The 19,172-nt window shown below is 43.0% G+C and carries 15 protein-coding genes and 5 tRNA genes; 10 read left to right on the plus strand and 10 right to left on the minus strand.

Features of this window, described 5'->3' with window-relative positions; all coding sequences use genetic code 11:
- Window positions 1-116 precede the first annotated feature (116 nt).
- From fahA to B1L02_RS03015, 4 genes are all read right to left on the minus strand, one after another.
- Window positions 117-1,430 (minus strand): fumarylacetoacetase, encoded by a 1,314-nt coding sequence (gene fahA / locus B1L02_RS03000; protein WP_088529864.1) that lies wholly within the window; start codon window positions 1,428-1,430, stop codon window positions 117-119.
- 132 nt (window positions 1,431-1,562) lie between these two features.
- Window positions 1,563-2,609: a 4-hydroxyphenylpyruvate dioxygenase gene (hppD, locus tag B1L02_RS03005; protein ID WP_088529865.1), complete on the minus strand. Its 1,047-nt coding sequence runs from the start codon at window positions 2,607-2,609 to the stop codon at window positions 1,563-1,565.
- 419 nt (window positions 2,610-3,028) lie between these two features.
- Window positions 3,029-4,465: a peptide MFS transporter gene (locus B1L02_RS03010; RefSeq protein WP_088529866.1), complete on the minus strand. Its 1,437-nt coding sequence runs from the start codon at window positions 4,463-4,465 to the stop codon at window positions 3,029-3,031.
- A gap of 587 nt (window positions 4,466-5,052) precedes the next feature.
- Entirely contained in the window at window positions 5,053-7,935 is a 2,883-nt protein-coding gene (locus B1L02_RS03015) for a hybrid sensor histidine kinase/response regulator (protein WP_088529867.1), read from the minus strand.
- 265 nt (window positions 7,936-8,200) lie between these two features.
- Between B1L02_RS03015 and B1L02_RS03020 the strand changes: the two genes are divergently transcribed.
- The 6 genes from B1L02_RS03020 (at window position 8,201) to B1L02_RS03045 (ending at window position 10,428) form a co-directional block, all read left to right on the plus strand.
- Complete coding sequence (locus B1L02_RS03020; protein ID WP_088529868.1) at window positions 8,201-9,409, plus strand: serine hydrolase domain-containing protein; 1,209 nt, start codon at window positions 8,201-8,203, stop codon at window positions 9,407-9,409.
- Between the two features lie 306 nt (window positions 9,410-9,715).
- Window positions 9,716-9,791: transfer RNA gene (locus tag B1L02_RS03025), tRNA-Phe, on the plus strand.
- Between the two features lie 63 nt (window positions 9,792-9,854).
- A tRNA-Thr gene (locus B1L02_RS03030) sits at window positions 9,855-9,930 on the plus strand.
- A 157-nt stretch (window positions 9,931-10,087) separates the two neighbouring features.
- Window positions 10,088-10,163 (plus strand) — tRNA-Phe (locus B1L02_RS03035).
- A gap of 11 nt (window positions 10,164-10,174) precedes the next feature.
- Window positions 10,175-10,250, plus strand: a tRNA-Thr gene (locus tag B1L02_RS03040).
- Between the two features lie 102 nt (window positions 10,251-10,352).
- Window positions 10,353-10,428 (plus strand) — tRNA-Phe (locus B1L02_RS03045).
- Between the two features lie 108 nt (window positions 10,429-10,536).
- Here B1L02_RS03045 and B1L02_RS03050 read toward each other — a convergent pair.
- Window positions 10,537-11,754: a glycerophosphodiester phosphodiesterase family protein gene (locus B1L02_RS03050; RefSeq protein ID WP_088529869.1), complete on the minus strand. Its 1,218-nt coding sequence runs from the start codon at window positions 11,752-11,754 to the stop codon at window positions 10,537-10,539.
- 80 nt (window positions 11,755-11,834) lie between these two features.
- Entirely contained in the window at window positions 11,835-12,560 is a 726-nt protein-coding gene (gene cysZ, locus B1L02_RS03055; protein WP_088529870.1) for a sulfate transporter CysZ, read from the minus strand.
- Between the two features lie 255 nt (window positions 12,561-12,815).
- On the opposite strand from cysZ, the gene B1L02_RS03060 reads away from it, so the two are divergent.
- Both B1L02_RS03060 and B1L02_RS03065 read left to right on the plus strand, forming a co-directional pair.
- Window positions 12,816-13,091 carry a hypothetical protein gene (locus B1L02_RS03060; RefSeq protein WP_045987718.1) on the plus strand — a complete coding sequence of 92 codons (276 nt, stop codon included), beginning with the start codon at window positions 12,816-12,818 and terminating at the stop codon, window positions 13,089-13,091.
- A gap of 47 nt (window positions 13,092-13,138) precedes the next feature.
- Window positions 13,139-13,732, plus strand: a complete 594-nt coding sequence (locus B1L02_RS03065; protein WP_088529871.1) for a CBS domain-containing protein — start codon at window positions 13,139-13,141, stop codon at window positions 13,730-13,732.
- A gap of 103 nt (window positions 13,733-13,835) precedes the next feature.
- Here the strand turns inward: B1L02_RS03065 and trmL are convergent, their stop codons facing one another.
- Window positions 13,836-14,300 (minus strand): tRNA (uridine(34)/cytosine(34)/5-carboxymethylaminomethyluridine(34)-2'-O)-methyltransferase TrmL, encoded by a 465-nt coding sequence (trmL, locus tag B1L02_RS03070; RefSeq protein WP_088529872.1) that lies wholly within the window; start codon window positions 14,298-14,300, stop codon window positions 13,836-13,838.
- Between the two features lie 305 nt (window positions 14,301-14,605).
- Between trmL and B1L02_RS03075 the strand changes: the two genes are divergently transcribed.
- The gene (locus B1L02_RS03075; RefSeq protein ID WP_088532233.1) at window positions 14,606-15,451 is read left to right on the plus strand and encodes a cation diffusion facilitator family transporter; all 846 of its coding nucleotides are present in this window, start codon (window positions 14,606-14,608) and stop codon (window positions 15,449-15,451) included.
- Here the strand turns inward: B1L02_RS03075 and B1L02_RS03080 are convergent.
- The 3 genes from B1L02_RS03080 to B1L02_RS03090 are packed head-to-tail and all read right to left on the minus strand — an operon-like array spanning window position 15,403 to window position 18,419.
- Window positions 15,403-16,365 carry an alpha/beta fold hydrolase gene (locus B1L02_RS03080; protein WP_088529873.1) on the minus strand — a complete coding sequence of 321 codons (963 nt, stop codon included), beginning with the start codon at window positions 16,363-16,365 and terminating at the stop codon, window positions 15,403-15,405. The genes B1L02_RS03075 and B1L02_RS03080 overlap by 49 nt on opposite strands.
- 2 nt (window positions 16,366-16,367) lie before the next feature.
- The gene (locus tag B1L02_RS03085) at window positions 16,368-17,729 is read right to left on the minus strand and encodes an ATP-binding protein (RefSeq protein WP_088529874.1); all 1,362 of its coding nucleotides are present in this window, start codon (window positions 17,727-17,729) and stop codon (window positions 16,368-16,370) included.
- 3 nt (window positions 17,730-17,732) lie between these two features.
- Window positions 17,733-18,419 carry a response regulator gene (locus tag B1L02_RS03090; RefSeq protein ID WP_088529875.1) on the minus strand — a complete coding sequence of 229 codons (687 nt, stop codon included), beginning with the start codon at window positions 18,417-18,419 and terminating at the stop codon, window positions 17,733-17,735.
- Window positions 18,420-18,626: 207 nt separating this feature from the next.
- Between B1L02_RS03090 and B1L02_RS03095 the strand changes: the two genes are divergently transcribed.
- The gene (locus B1L02_RS03095; RefSeq protein ID WP_088529876.1) at window positions 18,627-19,088 is read left to right on the plus strand and encodes a Spy/CpxP family protein refolding chaperone; all 462 of its coding nucleotides are present in this window, start codon (window positions 18,627-18,629) and stop codon (window positions 19,086-19,088) included.
- Window positions 19,089-19,172 lie beyond the last annotated feature (84 nt).

A 19,172-nucleotide genomic window follows, 5' to 3' on the forward strand; every position in this document is an offset into this window, starting at 1 on the left:
CACTCTAACAATTTTTAGTCAAATTTCCAGTTTTTAGAACTAAAAAAAGGCATGAAATCATCATGCCTTTGATTTAAAAGTAAATAAAATTGCGATTAACTCACAATTAATTGCGATTATTTTGCTGGAAGTACAGTGCCTTCAACACAGCCAAAACCGATACGGTTATAGCCTTGGGCTTCACACCAACCGCGCATAATGACTTTATCGCCATCTTCTAGGAACTTACGCTCTTCGCCGTTCTCTAGAGTGATAGTTTCTTTGCCGCCGCGTGATAGTTCCAGTAATGAACCCGCTTCTACATGCTCAGGACCTGATTGTGTGCCCGAGCCCAGCATATCACCCGGTAGGAAGTTACAGCCATTCACAGTGTGGTGCGTAACCATTTGCGCAACCGTCCAATAACTATGCTTGAAGCTGGATTCAGACAGTTTGCTAGGCTTAGCGCCTTCGCTACGCATTTTTTCAGTCTCTAGTAAGACATCCATGCGAATATCAATAGCACCAGACTCGCGGTTTTGCGTTGATTCTAAGTATTCCAGCGGTTGTGGATCGCTTTCATCGCGATGCCAGTGAGTACGGTAGGGTGCAAGTGCTTCTGTGGTTACAACCCAAGGAGAAACCGTTGACGCAAAGTTTTTCGCAAGGAACGGACCTAATGGTTGATATTCCCAAGCTTGTAAGTCACGTGCAGACCAGTCATTGAATAAACAAAAACCAAAAACGTGATCTTCAGCGTCTTTAATTGCGATAGAGTCGCCAAGCTCATTACCTTTACCTAGGTAAATACCTAGCTCTAGTTCGTAGTCTAGACGCTTACAAGGACCGAATGACGGTGTATCGGCATCTGGTGCTTTTGTCTGGCCTTTCGGGCGAGGGAAAGTTTGACCTGATACGCCAATAGACGATGCACGACCATGGTAACCGATTGGCACCCACTTGTAGTTTGGTAACAGCGGGTTATCAGGACGGAATAGGCTACCTACCGCTGTTGCGTGGTAGATTGAGGTATAAAAGTCAGTGTAATCGCCTATGTGACAAGGTAAAGCGTATTCTACGTCATCCTGTGCTACCAATGCGCCTTCAAGGCTTGATTGCAGTTCAGAACCTTCACGTAATGCACGAGACAGGGCTAGTCGAAGTGCTGACCAGTACTGCTGACCCATGCCCATAAATTCATTTAATGCTGGGGCATTTGCGGCTTCAGCGGCCTCTGCTGCGTCGCCTGAAAATAGGTTAGCGTCGACAACAGCGCCAAGGTCTAGTACTTGATCACCAATTGCAACACCGCCACGAAACTCTTCGTTACTGTTCTTACGACGAAATACTGCAAAAGGTAAGTTTTGAATAGGGAAATCAGTTCCAGTCGCATTCGCACTAGCTACCCAACTTTTTAATTGGATGTCGTGTGTTTCATTAATTTGAGACATTGCCTTTCCTTTAATTTTGGCTTTCAACTTGAGTTATGGTCAAAAGTGAAAAACTCAAGTCGTAATAGCAATTTGATAAACCACAAAAAGCAGCTATCGCTAGCTGCTTTTTTATTAATTTGATGTGTGTGTTTAGATTACACCACGGCGCTCTTGGTCGCGTTCAATTGATTCAAATAACGCTTGGAAGTTACCTTCACCAAAGCCGCCATCGTCAACACGCTGGATCATCTCGATGAAGATTGGGCCAAACAGATTTTTAGTAAAGATCTGTAGTAGGTAGCAGTCTTCGCTTTGGCTATCTACTAGGATTTGGTGCTGTTTGATCTTTTCTTTATCTTCTTTAACCCAAGGCACACGGTCAAAGATAGTGTCGTAGTAGTGATCTACGATATCTAAGGTGGCAATGGTGCTCTTGTCTAGTTTATCTAGTGAGCCAACCAAGTCGTCAGTCAAAAATGCTAAATGCTGTACACCTGGACCATTGTACTCATCTAAGTACTCATCGATCTGGTTATTGTTGTCGTCTTTACCTTCGTTGATTGGAATAGAGAAGGTGCCACATGGTGACTTAAGTGCATAAGAAAGTAGCGCCGTTTTTTGACCTTTGATGTCAAAGTAACGAACTTCAGTAAAGCCAAATACGTCTTTATAGAAGTTAGCCCAAGTTTCCATCGTCCCTTTGTAAACATTGTTTGTTAGGTGGTCGATACGCTTAAAGCCTTTGTCTTCAACAATCTTTTGCTCTTCTAAGTCTACGAAGTCTTGCTCGTAGATTGACCCTTTATCACCGAAGTTTTCGATGAAATAGATAAGGCTGTCGCCGATACCGTAAATCGCAGGGTATGGTAAGTCTTTGTGTGTTGAATCGGTCGCAGGTTTAGCACCACGCTCAACCGCTGTGTCGAACGCTTTTTGCGCGTTTTCTACACGCCAGCCCATAGAACAAATTGCCGGGCCATGGCTTTTCGCAAACTGTGCTGAGAAGCCTTCACGCTCGTTATTCAACAGAAAGTGAATATCATGCTGGTTGTAGTAAACGATATCTTTGTCTTTAAATTTCTTTAGTTTTGAGAATCCAAAGTCAGTGAATACTTTATCCATGTAATCAGCGTCTGGTGTTGCATATTCTGTAAACTCGATGCCGACTAGGCCTAGTGGATTATTTACTTCACTCATTGTTTTACTCCCGTATTAAGCACTGGGTGACTTGTTAGTATTTATGACTGGATGATTAATCAAATTACTGCAAAGGGGAAGTTAGAGGCCGTAAATAGCAGTAGGAGACTTTGTAAATTTAGTTGCACAACTGCCATGTAAAAAACACAAAATTGACACAGACGTGACGAAAATTATTTTTGCTTAAATTTTGACTAAAAATAGCAAGGAGCTTTGCGGTATATTTCGTAACTTTGTTTTTGTATTACTATGATTTTGTTTGGTTTTTATATTTTTAGTTGATGGGTTGTATGAGAGGGAGGATTTTTATCACACGGCTAAATTGAAAGGGAAAATGACGCTAAGTGTATTTAAATCTTTACGAAAGGCTGTTGCGGGAGAGGTAAACCACGCTAAATTAGCGTGGTTTACAGCAAATATTATTGCTTCTCAGCGGATACTTCTAGCTCTTCCGCAAGGTAATGTTCTTGCGTATGAGGTTCGTGCTTGCCCTCAGCGCCGTGCATCCAATCTACAAGCTTGTTGCTTAATAGATACATTAATACAGCAGATAGTAAGGCTACGCCGCCTAAACCAATGAAGATGCTCATCGCGTTTTCCATTGCTTCTTGGCCTTCACCGATGAAAGAGCCAACAAGACCTGCAAGTTTGTTTGCAATGGCCGTACATAGGAACCAAATACCCATTAGCAGTGATGCCAAGCGTAGTGGTGCCAGTTTACTTACCATAGAAAGACCGATTGGTGATAAACATAGTTCACCAAGTGTGTGGAACATGTAGAACAATACTAACCAAATCATGCTGATCTGAAGTGTGCCACCGGCTTCACCACCTTCTGTTGCAAGCGCAAGCATCATGGTTAAGAAACCAAGTGCTAAGAACACTAGACCAATTGCAAACTTCACTGGAGAGTTCGGCTCTTTGTTATCTAGCTTTAACCAGATCATCGCGACTAATGGCGCAAATACAATGATGAAGATAGAGTTAAGCGACTGGAACCAAGAAGCTGGGATCTCAAAGCCCATAAACATACGGTTGGTATAGTCGTTTGCGAATAGGTTCATCAGACCACCAGCCTGCTCGAAACCCATCCAGAAGATAATTGAGAAAACACTCATGGTGAAAATAACACGAATACGATCTTTTTCTTTCTTCGTAAGCGGCTCTTTTGTTAGAGAGTCAGACATCTGTTGAGAAAGTTTAGCTGAAGGTACTTTACCGATATCGCCAAGGTATTTCTGGCTTAAGATAAGCTGCATCACCACAGAAATGATCATACCAACACCCGCCGCGATAAAGCCTGCTTGCCAGTTAATTACTGCTGCCACATAACCCGCAACAAGTGGACCTAATGCACCACCTAAGTTGATACCCATATAGAAGATAGTAAATGCACCGTCACGGCGTTTATCACCTTCTTGGTATAGATCTCCTACCATCGTTGAGATATTAGGCTTGAATAAGCCATTACCTAAACAAAGCAGTGCTAAGCCAAGGTAGAAGACGTTTACTTCTTGTCCTGCCACAACGCTGTGAGGAATACCCATTATAAAATGGCCAGCAGCCATTAAAATACCACCAATAATGATGGCTTTGCGCTGACCTAATACGTTATCTGCAAGCCAACCACCAAATAGTGGGGTGAGATAAACGGCCATCGTAAATGTGCCGTAAAGGCTTAGTGCGTCGGCATTACTCCAACCGAAGCCACCATTTTGTACTTGTGCTACAAGATAAAGAACTAAGATGGCACGCATACCGTAGTAGCCAAAGCGCTCCCACATTTCGGTACCAAATAATAAGAAGAGGCCTTTAGGGTGACCCAAAAATTCTCCGGCCTTCGGAACTGAATTCATATGTACTTCCTAATTTAATCAATGTGTTGTATCTGGCCATTTTTATAAAGAATGCGTTATTGCATCTAATGTTTTTCAATCAACACTGAATAATGAGCCATGCACTTAACATGCATCGTTTAAACGATGCATAGTAAATAGAACACTTTTCAATGCAGATTAGCATTGCTCATTGAGTCACCGAGTAAAAATCTTAATATGAAATTCACTTGTTGAGCTCAGGCATGCCTGTACTTTTTTTGAACGGGTGGCCAGTACCTATTTCAATTAGTGTTTGTTGTATGTAACGACTAACTAATTTAAAAAAGTGCGTCAGTATACTCAGTGAGAATTAATAGGGGAAGCGTTTGGAGTCAGAAAGCGAATAAAATGCGGTCAGTGATTCAGGAGAGGATCATTCTTTTGGGGCAGTTATGTATATGTGGACAGTCTAATCGTCAGCCTACGTATATTTTTTATCGCTGGTTTTTACCATCCATTGCAGGTGTAGGAGTAGGTTAACTCTGCGATTTATTTATCTTTACCTTGCCGATAAAATGCCTTTAACCTAGTAGTGACAAGACTTGTGGGGGAGTGCCCCCACATTATTAAGCTTCTTGACTCAAATATTGTTGGATAAACTCTGTTGCGGCTAAAAAGTCCTGCTCCAATTTATCGCGCATCAGAATAAGCTGATCGGTGGTAAGCGTGCCTTCTTTACATAAGGTCTCAAACTCTACGGCTGTCTCAGCTACTTTTTCGGCACCGATAGTTTTAGAGATAGACTTAAGCTGATGACAAGCTTCTATGATTTCCTCTTGGCTCATCGTGATCACTGCGCCGTTTACATCTCGTGTTAGCTGACTACTTTGTTCCAAATACATTCTGAAAAAGCGATTTCGTTTCGCTTCATCATGGTTTACATACTTGTCTAGCATGTCCATATTGATAGCTGGTGCAGGTTCGCTGGTTTCTGTTTCAATAATTTCAGGTTCTACAATCATGGCCTCATCAACAGCAGGCTCTAACTCAGTCTCTTGCTTTGATCCTGCCTGTACTTGGCTAACGGCTACTGGCTCGGCAGCCGAGGGCTCAGCACTTTGTCTCGGCTGCTGTGCTTTTGGTAAGCTTTCTATACACTTATTAAGTGTTGCTTCTAATACATTTAACTCTACTGGTTTGGTGATATAGTCATTCATACCACCCGCCTCACAGCGCTCTCTTTCGCCTTTTAGTGCATTGGCTGTCACGGCAATGATGTATGGCTGTTCAACGTTATCGGTTGTGGTTTCTACATAGTCTCTAATATGTTTGACCATGTCGTAGCCTGACATCTTCGGCATATGTAAATCAGTCAGTACGATTGGAAAGTATTCTTTTTTCCAAAGTTCTAGACCTTCCTCACCATTTTCCGCAACCTCGACACCAAAGCCCAGTAAGTGTAGTTGGTCGGTCAGCACTTGCTGATTTAATACGTTATCTTCAACCAACAACACCAGTTTGTTGGTTGCTCTAGCGTCATCAACGCTTAAAAAGTCGTTGATGGTGCGTGAAGGTTTAATTTCTTTTGGTTTATGCAAACCGGCAGCAACCAAGATAGCTGTCATAAAGCTAGACTTACATAACGGAGACGCATTGAGGTAGAAAATATTTTTATGATTAAGCGCGGCCTCGTCCATTTTACTGAGGACAACAACTTGCTGCTCATTCTTCTCAAGTGAATAGACTACGGTTCTTAGCTCTTCATTGACCTTATTCATCCCGTCTAAACCGTCTAACACCCAAATCAGTTTGTCTTCGTGTTGGTTTTCGGCTATTTCGCTTTCATCGATGATAATCACGTTCGCTCCCATAAATGAGAGGTAGCGATTCAAAATAGTGCGCCTCTCACTATTTGGAGTGAGTAGGGCAACAGTGCGACCATTTAACATTTGTTTGTTTGCGTAATTGACTTTGCCATCAACACTAAATGGTAGCTCCACAACAAACTCACTCCCCATGCCAATATCAGAGTTAACATGGATACTACCCAACATGAGTTCGATTAGGCTTTTACAAATAGAGAGACCAAGTCCAGTACCGCCAAACTCTCGGGTGATAGAGCCCTCAGCTTGGATAAATGGATTAAAAATCTCTCTTAGCTGCGCTTTTGTCATGCCTTTACCATTGTCAGTGACGGTAAAGCGTAGGGTGTAATGCTCTGAGGTGTTTTGTGCAACTTCAACGGAGATTTTTACATAACCTTGGGTTGAGTCGTCTGTAGTCGTGAATTTAATGGCATTACTGCACAGGTTATAAAGTACTTGCCTAACGCGAACGGTGTCACCAACTAAATTCGTTGGAATGTCAGGAGCAATAAACAGCTGTAAGTCTAACTTACGTTTTTTCGCTACTGATGAAAGCACACGTGCGACTTCTTCTGTGGTTTCAGCCACCGAGAAAGCACTATTGTCTATGCGTAATTTACCCGCCTCAATTTTAGAAAAGTCGAGAATATCATCGAGAATACCAAGTAAAGAGAATGCCGAATCGCGAATAATCGTGGTGAGGCGATGTTGAGCACCGTCAAGATCTGTTTGACGCAGTAAATCAATGGTACCAATGACGCCGTTCATAGGCGTGCGGATCTCGTGACTCATGGTGGCTAAGAAAGTGGTTTTTGCATCGCTCGCACGTTCCGCATTTAAAATCGCTTTTTCTAGCGCCAGAGTACGTGCTTGTACTTCGGTTTCGAGGCTTTCTTGAAGCTGCTTTAATTCGTTTTGCGTTGCTTGATCGGATTCTATGGATGATTGTACTTGCTTTAACAGCGCATTTATCGCTCCAGCAACCTCAGCTAGGCCGCCACTATAATAGGTACCCACCGTCGACTTGTAGTTTTTATCCATCGTTAGATGATTGATTTCTGAGATGAGCTCTTCAGTATCGTTACTTGATGCGCCAGAAAGCCTACGAGCAGCAATCACAACAATCATCAAAGCGCTAAGAATAGCGGCTGCGAGCAGTATATAGGCAATGAATGGATCACCTGATGACGTAGTAGCAACGGGAGGTGTATAGGTCAAAATGAGTTCACCAACGTTTTGCTCATCTAGTAGCAGTGGCATGTGGTAAACCTGCATTGTGTCTTTGTTATAAGATTCTTCACGATTCAACGCAATGATTTGTTCACCTGCACTTTGTTGAAAAACTAGGTTTGGTTGTCCCATCCCTGTATTGACATACAAATAGGCGCCTAAACGTTCGTTGGATGCTAATAACGCGGATATAATCTGCTTGGCATTGTCAAAACCGTGCTGTGTTACAACCTTTGCAAGAGGAGCTGCAATTGTTGTTGCTTGCTGCTTAAGGTTCACGGTCGATGCAGTAGGTGCGGAAGTTTGTTTTGGCAGTAGGTAAGCACCTGCGGCGCTACATAGTCCAACAGTCAGTATTGCGATAAATAAAAAAAGTATCCGTCCATTTGCATTGGTACTCGCGCTATTTGGCATGCTTAATCCCGAAACAATTATTTATACTTACTAGTTGTAGCAATCCTATCACCTTCGGCAAGTTTTTACCTCTCGTTTTTCAATCAATAGTGGTAATACAATGAGATGCGATGATTATTTTAAATCTTAAAATAATCAGATTGTTATCTCGATAATTTTAATAAGCCTTCGATATATAAAGCATTAAAATTTAATAAAAATTAAATTTTACGTAACGTTTTTATAAAGTAGTATTCGCTAAACCTAATACTTATAAGGATATCTCATGTTTTTACGTCAAAGTCGGCTGGTGTTTGGTTGGCTCATTATACTACTGGGCTGCGCCTTACTCACTGCCTGCAACAACAGTGACAACGCTATTGTGATTGAAAATAGCGCTAGCGAAAACATAACTGCCACTCCCCCTCGCTACGGAAAGGTAGGAGACGGGCTACTCAGCGAGCAATTGGAAGCAATCCGCGCTGAGTTTGCTATGCCAGCCCTTGGCGGATTTATCGTTTATGGAGATGAGTTGATTGAGCTTGATGTTGCCGGTGTGCGAGTGAGCACAGGCCAAGCTTTGGTCACTAAACTTGATAAGTGGTCGATTGGCTCGTTCAGTAAGTCCATGACGGCAACGGTAGCCGCTCGTTTGGTTGAGCAGGGATTAATTCGATTTGACAGTCGGGTGAGTGATGTTTTCCCTGAGTTAGTCGGAAAAATTAACCCTGAATTTGAGTCTGTGACATTAACTGCACTGCTTTCGATGACATCAGGGTTAAAGCGTGATCTTGATTCCATGTATTCAGGTAAGTGGCATTTAGATAAACGTGGCATGGTCGAGCAAAGATATGCCTGGACTCAAGAGGTGTTAACGACGCAACCAGAAGTGACTCACGGAACCTATCTATATAGTAATGCAGGTTATGTTGTTGCAGGGCATATGTTGGAGCGAGTGACGGGGCAATCATGGGAGGCGTTAGTGAAACAAGAGGTATTCATTCCTCTGGGAATGGCAAATATCGGATTTGGGCCTGCCAGTTATGGAGATCCTGAAGGACAGCCGAGTGGCCATCAAATGCGAGAAGGGCAATGGCATCCAATAACACCAGCCGACAGGGTAGATTTACCAAATGTTGTTGGACCAGCCGGGTTAGTCAGTACGACCTTGACCGATCTGTCACACTATTTACGTGCTTATCTCGCGGGTGCCAGAGGTGGCGATAATTTGATTGGTGCTAATTCATATACGCGACTGCTCACACCGGTTAGCCCAGAATATGGCTTAGGCTGGATCCTCACTCCAAACAACAATAGCTTTCATCACAATGGCTTTACTGGAACCTTTTATTTAGACAACTTAGTGTTGCCAGAAAAGAACATCGCGATATTAGCGGTAACAAATGGTGATACAAGTAATGCAAAACAAGCGGTAGAAAAAGCGATATTGGTTATGCAGCAAAGATTTGAAGCGCAATATAAAGACAATCTCTAAACAGGATTGATAAACCTTATCGCCAAACTTCGCGATAGGAATAAGATGGAATGCATATCTCCATATCCATTTATTCCTTTCAGCACATATTTCTCTTAAGTGACGGCTTTTTCCTTGTTATAGGCCTAGAGTGGTTTGCCTGCTTCATAGATACAAGCCGTTAAATGCAGTAAAACATGGCTAGTCGCGTGTTTTTTCATCGAAAAAGCGGTATTTTAACCGCTTTGTCTGAAAACTGTGCAAACGATAAATGTATTTAAAAAAAGGGTTGACTTAGAACCGCAAAACCCGTTTAATACGCCGCACGCCCAGATAGCTCAGTCGGTAGAGCAGAGGATTGAAAATCCTCGTGTCGGTGGTTCGATTCCGCCTCTGGGCACCAAATTAAAATCATTGCATTAGCAATGTGGTGCGTGCAGAAACTGCATGGTACACGAATTAGTGTGCCGACTTAGCTCAGTTGGTAGAGCAACTGACTTGTAATCAGTAGGTCATCCGTTCGACTCGGATAGTCGGCACCATTTAATTTAGGCGTTAGCCTTTTTTTTCTAGAACGCTCAGTTGATTGAGTTTTTTAGGATTTAGATACTTGAAAGATTTGCCCAGATAGCTCATTCGGTAGAGCTGCTTGGAGTTGTATTGAAAATCCCTTTAGGATTCAGATACTAAAAAAGATTTGCCCAGATAGCTCAGTCGGTAGAGCAGAGGATTGAAAATCCTCGTGTCGGTGGTTCGATTCCGCCTCTGGGCACCATAATTTAGTGTGCCGACTTAGCTCAGTTGGTAGAGCAACTGACTTGTAATCAGTAGGTCATCCGTTCGACTCGGATAGTCGGCACCACTTTATTTAGGCGAAAGCCACTATTTCTAAATGCTCAATTGACAGAGTTTTTAGAAAGTGTATTGAAAATCCCTTTGAGGATTCAGATACTAAAAAAGATTTGCCCAGATAGCTCAGTCGGTAGAGCAGAGGATTGAAAATCCTCGTGTCGGTGGTTCGATTCCGCCTCTGGGCACCATCCTTTAAAAAGCCTCGCAATCGCGAGGCTTTTTGCTTTCTGGCATTTGCAAATCTTAGCTTAGTGCGGGGTTACTGCCTACATTAAGCTAAAACTCTTGTTAGCCTATCACTCAATTCCCATGCAACTGGCGTAAAAGCTGGTAGTCGCAGGCCAGTCGCTAAATACTGCAACTACGCCAACTTGTTTTGTCAATATGTCCAACACCCTAAGTATATCGCCATCATGCTTAACTGCGTTTTTTACAGATTGATAATACCAACCGCCGCCGTTCGCTAAAGGGCCTGAGCGCTCTAAAGACCAAGCAATGATTTTTAATCCAGCGCGTTTAGCGGCGAGGGCGTACTGCGACGGAATGATATCGCCGTTTTTATCTTCGCTAATTAACATCCAAATTGGTGGGGCGATAATTTTTACCTTATTTTTGACTAAGTCTTCCATTGACGGTTGCCAAGTACTTGGTTTGTTAATATCAAACTGTTCGCCAGCTTCTCTACCATCAAGAAATACGGCATGGTTTGCAAACTCTGGGGCATGTTTTATCCAGTACTGAATATCTTGGTAAGAAAAGGATTGTGGAAAAACTTGAGATGGGGGGACATTGTGCTCAGTATATTCGTCCAACATTTTTTGCGCGAGCTGACTTTGGCTTAACCCATTAAAGGGCATTGGCACTTCTGGCGCTTTTAACTCAGGACTCATATTTACACCAAGTTGCTTAAATAAAGCAATGCTTTCGCTGTGGGTCATCAAGGTCCCGGAACTGGCATAAAGATCAGTACGCCAATAGGGAGTACCTCTGACAAACTCTGCCACTGTGGTCGCTTGACGATTCACACCATCCATTTTGCCTTTAAGTTGCTTGAATTCTGCTAAGGTAATGTCTGAGGTGCAGCATTGAGCAGATGCAAGTGTACTAGAGTCTGGATTGGCTGGTGTGAAGGGTTGTCGACACTTGCTAGCAAGCTTAGGCTGTAACAAGATATCGGTTGTTGCATGGAGGTCGCATTGTGCATGGCGGCAAACGAGAGTCTTGTCTTTGGTGAAGGTCACATCGCATTCAAGCGTGCCTGCTCCCATTTTTGCGGCGGCCATGTATGATTCTTTGGTGTGCTCAGGGTAGAAAAGTGGCGCACCGCGATGCCCTATGGAAAAGCGTGTGCGCATGATTGGTTTATCTAAACAGCCTGTAAGTTTTTCTTTAAGCTCACCATCTGGAAGTTGAGAGACCAAAAATTGAGGCCGTGTACCTACATCGAACCGCTGAATAGCTTGGCAGCCTGTTAACACAACTGCCAACCACGTAATCCATATTATTTGGCGCATACCTGCCCAATTCTAATTAAGCGTGAAAGGCGTAAGTAGAGCATGGAATTTTTACAGTCCGATGTCATACCTCAATTCGCTTAACGATATTGCTGACGATAGTTCTCCACCCACAATTTAGTGGCGCCACAAACGGCAACGGGCATCACAATGAGATTAACAAATGGGATTGAGGTCAGTACAAACACCGCAAAGCCAAAGCCATAAGACAGCCCTTGCTTACTCTTCAAATCATCTTTCATTTGCTTGAAATGAATTTTATGGTTATCGAACGGATAGTCATTGTATTGCACGCTGTACATCCAACACGTAAACATAATCCATAAAATTTGCCCAACGATAGGTAGCATCCAAAGTAAGATGAAAAAGCCAAGCGCACGTGGAAGGTAGTAGCAGAGTTTAGTCCATTCTCGACCCAGCATTCTCGGCACATCTTTTACGGTATCAATGAGCTTATCATCATTGATTTGTTGGTTGGTTAGGTAAAGTTCTACTTTTTCGGAGAGTAAGCCATTGAAAGGCGCAGCAATAAAGTTGGTTATCACCGTGAAAATCATACTATAACTAAAAAGTATCACTAAGATGGCAATTGGCCACATCAGCCATTCTAACCAACTGAGCCAGTCTGGTAGTAATCCGTTGAGATAATTAAACCCTTGAGTCAGCCAGTCATAAAGGAAAAAGAGCGACGCACCAAATAGCAATACATTGATTGTTAGGGGAATAAATACAAAACGTTTTAACCCTTTTTGGGTGATCAAAGAAAAGCCGGCAATAAAGTACTCGATACCGCGTGATAGTTGCACTGTACACCTCGTGTTGTGATTTAATTCTTTTGATTTAAGACACATACCAAAAATGTTGGCGTTAGTATAACGCGAAACAGCTCGCTACAAACAGAAGATTAGTAACAATTCATCTCAGCCTACACAGTGCCTGAGTGTGCGTATAAAAATTAACCTTAATATATTTAGCAGCTTAGTAAATAGACTAGAAATAATACTTGTAAACACGAGAAACTGCCCATACACTCAAAGTAAGGCAGTAGAAGTGAGAATACTATGCGGTTAGTTCGTTGGATGATTACATTTTGTATGTTGAGTCTGTTGACAGTGTCAACGGCAGATGCTGCTAAATGTGATACCACGCTTTCAATCGCGCCTATCGTTGTCGACCTAGACAATTCGAATTCCAGCCCTGACTTAGATGATTGCGTTGTATCAACAACTCATCGTTTCGTGGTTGCTAGTAGCTTTATCATAGCGCAATCGCAACCAACCTATTCTTATTCAAACTCAGTATGCGAGTCTATTAGAGCACCACCTGTCGCAAATTAATTTAGTCCTTTTCCGTGCTTAATTAATTTTAAAGATAGAGGTGATCTATGAACACTTACACAGTATTGAAAACTCAACCTGTTGCAAATTATGAACTTGCTGAAAATAACTTCCCAGCTTGTAACACTGACAACCTAGAGCAAGCGCCAGCACATTGCTTAATGCACAATCTACATTTGGCACCAATGCAGCATATTGATGAAAACAGTAGCATAGATGAAGCTACGTTAGTGCTGGACAAAACACACCGCAGAGCAAGCTTTGTCGTCAATAGCAAAGAGAAGCTTGTTGGTATGATCTCTAATGCAAGAATTGGCAGTCGCTACGTGTTGAGTATTGCAGAAAGACGTGGCTGTACAAGACGTGATTTAAACGTTAATGATGTCATGATCCCACTATCAGATCTTCGTCAAATCACCTTAAAACAAACTAGCCAAACAGTGGTTGGCAATGTGCTAAAAACAATGGAAGAAGGTGGTTTCGAGTTCTTACTTGTTATTGATGAAGTGACTCAGCATCCAGTCGGTTATTTTGACCTAATTGATATGATGAAAGCCTGTGGACGTGCAGTAAACTCGATGAAACCAGCAAATAAATTCAGTGATATTGTTGGTACAATTTTGCACCACGCTGAAATTTAAAAGAATCCCTATAGTTAATGTAAATTAAAGTTAGCAAGGCGTCGTAAGGCGCCTTTTTTGTGCCTCGAGTTTGCTCCTATGCAGCAGGGGATAGGAGCTATTATTACTTTGCGCCAGCAAACCCAAGCTGTCGCCAAGACTCGTAAACAAAAACAGAAACAGCATTAGACAGATTCATGCTGCGGCTATCGGGACGCATTGGGATACGGACTCGCTGAGGCTCAGGCAGTGAAAAAATAATGTCTTCAGGCAAACCTCGAGTTTCAGGGCCAAACAATAGACAGTCACCGGCTTCATAGGCAACTTCATGATGGTACTTGGTACCTTTTGTCGTGCAAGCAAATACGCGCTTTGGACTTCGTTTTGCTAAATATGCTTCAAAGTTTGGATGGCGCTCTACTTCGCTAAACTCGTGATAATCAAGGCCTGCACGTCTTACCCGTTTATCATCCCATTCAAATCCTAGCGGCTCTATCAGGTGTAGTGAATATCCTGTATTGGCACACAAACGAATAATATTGCCTGTATTAGGCGGGATCTCGGGTTGGTATAAAACGATATCTAACATGATAGGCCTCAATTAAATTTTGCCCGGCAGTATAGCTGATACTTGTCGACATTTACATGTGCTGCGCTTGATAGAGCGAAATCCATTACCCGGTTTTTAAAGTACGACTGTTGTGAAAAAGTATACAACCGTAATCTGTTTTTCATTTCAAAGCATTACCCTGTAATATAACAGCATCGCGATGCCGTGGCATTTTGCGAGGGTTAGTCATCCAAACGTTAGATTAAATAACATGAAAAATTGAGGTGCCAGTGGATCGCAGCTATGAGTTTTGGGTTAGATTTTCAAGTGTCTTTACCATCATAATGGTGGGATTGATGATCGCAGCTAAGTGTTGGGCTTGGCTGTCTTCTGGTAGCGCCGCTATGCTCGGCTCTTTAACTGATTCACTGCTTGATATTAGCGCCTCTTTAATGAACTTCTTTGTACTGAGTTATGCACTGCGTCCAGCGGATGATGATCATCGATTTGGTCACGGTAAGGCAGAAGCATTAGCAGGGCTTGGACAAGCAGCCTTTATTGCCGGCTCTGCGAGTTTGTTGGCTTTTCACGGTGTAGAGCGCATTATCAATCCAACCCACATTCCACATTCTCTGTTTGGTGTGTGGGTGAGTTTATTTGCGATAGTTTGTACTTTGTTGGTAGTTGCTGTCCAGTATCAAGTCGTTAAGCGCACGCAGTCTATCGCTATTAAGGCCGACTCGTTACATTATAAGGGCGATATTTTATTAAATCTTGCTGTGCTTCTAGCAGTATTGCTTAACTTTTACGGCGTAGGTTACGCCGATCCGATTTTTGGTATTTTGGTGGCGATGTACTTACTTTATAACAGTTGGGATATCGCCAAGGAAAGTGCTGCACACCTGATGGATAAAGAGCTGCCAGACGAAGAAAAAGCACAGATCATACTTATCGCATCGAGTCATGAGGACGTTTACGGAGTGCATGATTTGCGTACCAGACAAGGCGGCAAAATCAAATTTATTCAGCTACATCTAGAGCTTGACGATGATATGCCGCTGATGCGTGCGCATCAGGTCGCCGATGAGGTGGTTGCTAGCATTAAAGAAGAGTTTGACTGTGAGATGGACGTACTCATCCATCAAGACCCTGTTTCTTTAGCACTAAGCAGCTCGGCTGCAAACGCATAAAAGTCATCCAGCACGGCTTTGCGGGTGTTATCTTGCTCGCAAAGCAGTTCGTGTTTCCCAGTAAATTCTGTGAGTGTCACATTGTCTCTATGCGCTGCGAATTGACTTTGTGCCTGATTATCAACAATGCTGTCTTCACTAGCTGTCGCGATACGGATTGGCAGATCTAGCTTACTATCTCGAAACGAGCGGCATTTATGTAGTGCCGTGTATAACCAAGCAAAGCTGACACCACCGAGTTGTAGCTCGGGAAATTGATCGTATAATCCTCTGAACAGCGCATATCTGATTGGGCAATCAGTAAGGTCATTATCTTGAAACGGTTTGCTGTGGTAGTGCACCTGTCCCAATGCATAATGCTTACCTAGCCCAAATAAACAAGCTGCGCCTGCAAGTCCCTCGGCAAACCAAGCCGGGTAGGGTGTCGTATTGATCCCAAGCATCGGGGCTGATAAATAGATTCCCTCAATGTTATGAGGCCGAAATAGCGATAAATAGTCGCAGGTAATGGCGCCACCCATTGAATGCGCCAATATAAAAAGTGGTAAGGTGTTTTGCTTGGCAACGATTTGATCCATAAAGCAGTGCAGCGTTGCGGCATAATCTTCAAAGCGTCTAACATAGCCGACTTGCTTGTCTTTAAGTAATCGCGGCGAGTAGCCTTGTCCTGGATGGTCATAGGTAAATACCGCTATGTTGTTTTGCGCAAACTCCCACAGCAATTCTCTGTATTTATGAGCAGATTCAATACGACCATTAACCAACACTAGGCTGAACGTTGCCTTTTCTGGAATGTGGTAGGCGTAAAATAGCCTACCATGAGGGGTATCAAAAAAGCCTTTTTGGCAGCCTTGCCAGTGCTCATCAATTTCCGGAAGGTGTGATTCAAGTTGCTGACTTTGGCTATAAAACATGGCTACCTGTGTAATGGAATTCGAATGCTGACTTGCAAACCGATATTATTACTAAATTCGATATGGGCGTCATGTACTTTTAACGCGTGCTGCGCAATGGCAAGACCCAATCCAAACCCGCCCATTTGATTTTTGGTCGGTGTGCGTGCACTCGACACTCTGAAAAATGGAATACAAAGCTTGTCGAGCATATCTTCACTTACGCCTTTACCATCATCACTGATACTGCATCGCAACTGATTACCATCACTTTCAATATCGACACTAATACGGCTAGTCGCATACTTAATCGCGTTACGAATAATGTTTTCGAATGCGCGGTTAAGTAGCATTGGGTCGCCATAAAGTGTTGCCTCGGGTAGTGCTGTGACGACAAGGTCCTTCCCTAGTTGTTGTGCTTCAAACAGTGCATCTTCCAATATCGGGTCGAGCAGTTCATTGAGCTTAATTATTTGCTTATCGATTGGCACTTGATCCGCTTCGAGCTTAGATAAATGCAAAATATCGCTGAGCATATTTTCAACTAACTGAGCTTCACGTTCAATGCGCTCGATATAACTTTGGCTTTGCGCTGTGGCATGGCCGGCAGCGAGGCCTGTGGCCATTTGCAAACGGGTGAGCGGTGAGCGTAGTTCATGGGATATATCAGCAAGCAAGCGTTTTTGATTGTTAACCAAAGACTCTAATTTATCAGCCATCAAGTTAAAATCATGACCTAGTTGACTGAGCTCGTCTTGGCGCTTGGTATTTATATTGGCTCTGCTCGACAGCTCTCCACGAGAGAGTTTTGCAGCAGCTTTTTGTAGCTCTTTAATTGGCGACAATAGATCTCGAGTAAACCAAAAACACAGTAACAAGCTAGCGCCTAGCACGACCGCGATTTTTACCCAAAGCGGTAGAGTTCTTAATTTGATGAGCGCACTTGGTGTATGGTTTTCAAAAATTAAATAAAGACGATAACTTTCACCCAAGAGTGTGAGCTCTAGCGGGCCAAAAGCTTTGTACTCGGGCGTAAAAATAGCGACCGGTTTAGCATCTTCGGTAAAACTGAGTAAATCTAAATTCAGCGTTTTTATATTGGGATCGGCGGCAACGCTTTTTTCGGCATCGCGATGGCTCAAATAGATATTGCGAGCCTTTCTTTTACGCAATTTGGCTACCTTACTCAGCTCAAAATTGGGACGCTCGCTTGCGCGTACTAACGCTTGCTCTATGTGTTTTAGATTTTGCAGCATTGGCTTTGAGATACGGTGAGTCTCTACAACATCAGGTTGTAGCATGCTGATCCCGAGTAGCAACAACATAGTGGCAATAATAGTGAGCCAAAACCAGGCAAAAACCTTAACAAGTAAGTACCGCTTCATTCATTACGCCTTTAGAAAAATATAGCCAGCGCCGCGGATCGTTTTGATATAAGTGTGCTCACTTAATGCGGCAATTTTCTTGCGAACGTTAGAGACATGCATATCGATAGAGCGATCATAAGGCACAAGTGGTCGGCCTAATACTTGTCGCGAAATAGTCTGCTTGTCGACCACTTCTCCTGCTGTTCTGACCAGCAAGTGTAGCACCTCGTATTCGGTGCCCGTCAGCGACAGCACTTCACCATTGACAGTGGCGCTTCTCGAAGCCACATCTAAACGCAGCTGTTGGATAGTAAAGGTATCATCCTGGCTGTGTTGCTTATAATGATCGACGCGACGTGTAATGGCTTTAACGCGCGCGAGTAGTTCGCGGTGGTTAAACGGTTTTGGAATATAATCGTCAGCACCAAGCTCTAAACCAAAGATACGGTCAAAGTCATCGCCTTTTGCCGTTAACATAATGACGGGTGTCATCTTCTGGACACGTAACGCTTTTAGTACTTCAAAACCATCCATTTCGGGAAGCATCACATCTAATAATATCAGGTCGAAATTTTTTTTTAATGCCAGCTGTAGACCTTGAGTCCCTGTGTGGGCCATCGCCACTTCAAAGCCTTCTGCAGTAAAGTATTCTTTTAACAAGCTGCACAGCTCTTGGTCGTCATCAATAAGTAAAATGGAATGTTTCATTGTCATACTTGGTCCAGCATTGTTGATTGGCGGTGGCCTGAATAGTTCGGCTCTAGCATATTACACCTTACTTCAAAGCCTTATGTAAATTGCCTTTGCTTTTTTTTGCAAAGCACTGACAAAACTTTACCTCTGTCTGACGTTCCTTTTCTTTGCGCTTGCTAAATTTGGAAGTGACAAAGCAATGGCGAACAAGGAGCCAATACCATGAAATTACTATCTACTTTAGCATTAGTTACAGCACTTGGCGTATCGACTTTTAGCTTCACTGCAAACGCGAGCCCTATGGGCAGGCAGCTTGAACACTCAGCAAGGTTGCTACTATCAGATAAAGGCCAGAAGTTATTAGAGTTAACAGAAGCGCAGCAAAGCCAACTTAAGACAATTTATGCAGATTACAAAACTGCCAAAAAAGCGCTAAAGGAAAGCGGGAAAGAAGCACATTCAGCTTATCGTGAAGAAATGAAAGCACTCATGGCAGCCCCTACCTTTGATAAGGTACAAGCGCAACTTTTACTGGAAAAAGGGCAAGATAAAAAGCAAGCTTGGGCGTTGCTTTCAATGGAAACTCGCCACAAAGTATTCCATGTGTTGAATGAAGAACAGCGCGACAAACTCCAAGCACTTAAATCACGCCGTAGCCACAAAGGTCATAAAAAAGTAGATTAAGTCTCTCTAACTTAGCCCTGACCTTCTCGGTAAGGGCTTTATCATTTTCCTATCACCGCCGTCTTTTTATAAAATGAGAGCTTG

Origin of the sequence: Pseudoalteromonas piscicida, assembly GCF_002208135.1 — a bacterium.
Taxonomy (GTDB): Bacteria; Pseudomonadota; Gammaproteobacteria; order Enterobacterales; family Alteromonadaceae; genus Pseudoalteromonas; species Pseudoalteromonas piscicida_A.

What these genes read in the sequence shown, in the direction of transcription:
- fahA (WP_088529864.1), bottom strand. Translation starts at nt 1,430, where the DNA reads ATGTCTCAAATTAATGAAACACACGACATCCAATTAAAAAGTTGGGTA.
- hppD (WP_088529865.1), bottom strand. Translation starts at nt 2,609, where the DNA reads ATGAGTGAAGTAAATAATCCACTAGGCCTAGTCGGCATCGAGTTTACA.
- B1L02_RS03010 (WP_088529866.1), bottom strand. Translation starts at nt 4,465, where the DNA reads ATGAATTCAGTTCCGAAGGCCGGAGAATTTTTGGGTCACCCTAAAGGC.
- B1L02_RS03015 (WP_088529867.1), bottom strand. Translation starts at nt 7,935, where the DNA reads ATGCCAAATAGCGCGAGTACCAATGCAAATGGACGGATACTTTTTTTA.
- B1L02_RS03020 (WP_088529868.1), top strand. Translation starts at nt 8,201, where the DNA reads ATGTTTTTACGTCAAAGTCGGCTGGTGTTTGGTTGGCTCATTATACTA.
- B1L02_RS03050 (WP_088529869.1), bottom strand. Translation starts at nt 11,754, where the DNA reads ATGCGCCAAATAATATGGATTACGTGGTTGGCAGTTGTGTTAACAGGC.
- B1L02_RS03060 (WP_045987718.1), top strand. Translation starts at nt 12,816, where the DNA reads ATGCGGTTAGTTCGTTGGATGATTACATTTTGTATGTTGAGTCTGTTG.
- B1L02_RS03065 (WP_088529871.1), top strand. Translation starts at nt 13,139, where the DNA reads ATGAACACTTACACAGTATTGAAAACTCAACCTGTTGCAAATTATGAA.
- trmL (WP_088529872.1), bottom strand. Translation starts at nt 14,300, where the DNA reads ATGTTAGATATCGTTTTATACCAACCCGAGATCCCGCCTAATACAGGC.
- B1L02_RS03075 (WP_088532233.1), top strand. Translation starts at nt 14,606, where the DNA reads ATGGTGGGATTGATGATCGCAGCTAAGTGTTGGGCTTGGCTGTCTTCT.
- B1L02_RS03080 (WP_088529873.1), bottom strand. Translation starts at nt 16,365, where the DNA reads ATGTTTTATAGCCAAAGTCAGCAACTTGAATCACACCTTCCGGAAATT.
- B1L02_RS03085 (WP_088529874.1), bottom strand. Translation starts at nt 17,729, where the DNA reads ATGAAGCGGTACTTACTTGTTAAGGTTTTTGCCTGGTTTTGGCTCACT.
- B1L02_RS03090 (WP_088529875.1), bottom strand. Translation starts at nt 18,419, where the DNA reads ATGAAACATTCCATTTTACTTATTGATGACGACCAAGAGCTGTGCAGC.
- B1L02_RS03095 (WP_088529876.1), top strand. Translation starts at nt 18,627, where the DNA reads ATGAAATTACTATCTACTTTAGCATTAGTTACAGCACTTGGCGTATCG.